We start from the raw sequence: 2,811 nt of genomic DNA on the forward strand, positions 1-2,811 counted from the left end.
TGCGCATGTCTCGTGGGCTCGGAGAGGTGTATAAGAGACAGGGGCCACCTGTCCTTCGAGTGGCTTCATGTCCGTGCTCCCCTTTCACGCGCCACCTTGCACGCCCAATCCTGACAACCCCTGTCATGATTCCCGGCCCAGGCTGCACCGCTCCTCAAGCCCGGAGGACCCATGCGCGCGGATCGCCTCGTCCACCTCTTGATGCGCCTCCAGGCCCGCCCGCGCAGCACCGTGGGCGAGCTGGCGCGCGAGCTCCAGGTCTCCAGCCGGACCGTGCACCGCGACCTCGACGCCCTCTCGACGTCGGGCGTCCCCGTGTACGCCACGCGGGGAGCGGCGGGCGGCGTGGCGCTGATGGAGGGCTGGCGCACGCAGCTCACCGGGCTCACCCGTCCGGAGCTCCAGGCCCTGGCCACGGTGGGAGCCCCCGGAGCCCTCGACGACCTGGGCCTGTCCACGCCGCTGCGCACGGGCCTGGTGAAGCTGGCGGCGGCCCTCCCCGCCCTCCAGCAGCCCGCGCTGGAGCACGCGCGCCAGCGGCTCCACGTGGACGCCTCCGGGTGGTTCACCGGCCGCGAGCCCCTGCCGCACCTGGGCAAGCTGCGCGACGCCGCCTGGCAGGACCGCCGCGTGTCGCTGAGCTACCAGGACTTCGACGGCGCCCGCTCCCGCCGGACGGTGGACCCCTACGGGCTCGTCATCAAGGCGGACCGCTGGTACCTCGTCGCCGGGACGGACAAGGGCCCCCGCGTCTTCCGGGGCGGCCGCATTGGCGACGTGCGGCTGCGCCCGCAGGGCTTCACCCGCCCCCACGGCTTCGATCTGCCCGTGTTCTGGAAGGACTGGTGCGCGAAGTTCGCCGTGGAGCGCCCCCGCTACGACGTCACCCTCTCCTGCACGCAGGAAGGCGAAGCGGCGCTGCGGAGGCTGCGTCCCCCGGCCGACGGTGAGCGCATCGACAAGGCGCCCGCGGCACGCGGTGGGAAGCGGAAGGTGACGCTGGACTTCGAGCGGGAGTCCATCGCGGTCTCCCAGCTGTGCGAAGTCGGGGCGGGCGTGGAGGTGCTCGCCCCGGAACCGCTGCGCCAGAGGTTGGCCGCGCTGGCGGCCTCACTCCAGGCGCTCTACGGCGGGCCCGGCCAGAAGAGGCCGGGCCGCCGCGCCCGCTAGAAGTGCAGCGGGTGACCCAGCGTGGCCTCGGCGCCCTCGTGCATGATCTCGGAGAGCGTCGGGTGCGCGTGGATGGTGTGGGCCAGCTCCTCGGTGGTGATCTCCAGCTTCATGGAGACGCAGGCCTCGGCGAGCAGCTCCGTGGCGTGCGGCCCGATGATGTGGATGCCCAGCACCTCGTCGTACTTCCGGTCGGAGACGATCTTGATCATGCCGATCGACTCGTTGGAGATGGCCGACTTGGTGACGGCGCCGAAGGGGGCGATGCCCACCTTCACGTCGTAGCCGCGCTCCTTGGCCTTCTTCTCCGTGAGGCCCACGGACGCCACCTCGGGGTAGCAGTACGTGGCCGACGGGGTCAGGTCGTAGTTGATGGGCGCGGGGTTCTTCCCGGCGATGTGCTCCACCACCATCACGCACTCGGCGCTGGCCATGTGCGCCAGCATCGGCGTGGGGATGACGTCGCCAATGGCGTAGACGTTGGGCTCGCTGGTGCGGCACAGCGTGTCGACCTTGATGAAGCCGCGGTCGGTCTGGATGGACGTCTTGTTGAGGCCCACGTCCTCGGTGACGGGCGCGCGGCCCACCGCCGACAGGAGGATCTCCGCCTCCAGCGTCTTCGTCTCCTCGCCCACCTTCATGGTGACGCGCACGCCGTCCGCCGTGTGCTCCACCTTCTGCACCGCGGAGCCCGTGTGCACGTCGATGCCGCGGCGGCGGAAGATCTTGTCCAGCTCCTTGGAGATGTCCGCGTCCTCGATGGGGAGCAGCGCGGGCATGTACTCCACGATGGCCGTCTTGCTGCCCACGTGGTTGAACACGGAGGCGAACTCGCAGCCCACCGCGCCCGCGCCCAGGACGATGATGCTCTTGGGGATGCGGTCGATGGTCAGGATGGAGTCACTGTTCATCACCCGCTTGTGGTCCACCTGCACGTTCGGCAGGGACTTGGGCACGGAGCCCGTGGCGATGATGATGTTCTTCGTCTCCAGGGTCTGCTTGGAGCCGTCCTCCGCCGTCACCTCCACCTTGCCCTTGCCGGAGATGCGACCGTGGCCCTTCACCACGGTGATCTTGTTCTTCTTCATCAGGAAGTCGATGCCGTTGGCACCCTTGGTGACGACCTTGTCCTTGTGCTTCTGGGCGTTGGCCCAGTTCACGGTGGGGTTCGCCACGTCGATGCCGAAGTCGGACGACTCCTTGATGTGGTGGAAGAGCGACGCCGTCCACAGGAGCGACTTGGTGGGGATGCATCCGCGGTGCAGACACGTCCCGCCCAGGCGCTTGTCCTTTTCGATGATGGCCGTCTTCAGCCCGAGCTGGGCCGCGCGGATGGCGCCCACATAGCCGCCAGGACCCGAGCCGATGATCACCACGTCGAAAGTCTCAGCCACACACGCCTCCGGTCATTTTTGCGGATGGAACTCGCGGGCGCTGATAACCCCCGGTCCCGGTTGGAATCAAGGAGTTTGCTCGTGCGTCGCTTCCCGCTCCACACGCTTCTCTTGATGCTAGTAGCGCTGCTGGCGTTCGCGCGCCTCTATTACGTGTCGCATCAAGCCCCGCCCGCTCCAGCCCCCGGGCAGGCACCGGCCGCGACGCCGGTGCCTGCCCGGGGGCTGGAGCCTGTCTCTTATACAC

General features: G+C 68.8%; 2 protein-coding genes. One reads left to right on the forward strand and one right to left on the reverse strand.

What is annotated here, in order from left to right; genetic code table 11:
- Positions 1–171 precede the first annotated feature (171 nt).
- Positions 172–1,170 (forward strand): helix-turn-helix transcriptional regulator, encoded by a 999-nt coding sequence (locus tag D7W79_RS40985; RefSeq protein WP_120530615.1) that lies wholly within the window; start codon positions 172–174, stop codon positions 1,168–1,170.
- Here D7W79_RS40985 and lpdA read toward each other — a convergent pair.
- On the reverse strand, positions 1,167–2,564 hold the full coding sequence (gene lpdA, locus D7W79_RS40990; protein WP_120530616.1) for a dihydrolipoyl dehydrogenase: 1,398 nt from the start codon (positions 2,562–2,564) through the stop codon (positions 1,167–1,169). The genes D7W79_RS40985 and lpdA overlap by 4 nt on opposite strands.
- Between the last annotated feature and the right edge of the window lie 247 nt (positions 2,565–2,811).

This window comes from Corallococcus exercitus (assembly GCF_003611585.1).
Taxonomy (GTDB): Bacteria; Myxococcota; Myxococcia; order Myxococcales; family Myxococcaceae; genus Corallococcus; species Corallococcus exercitus.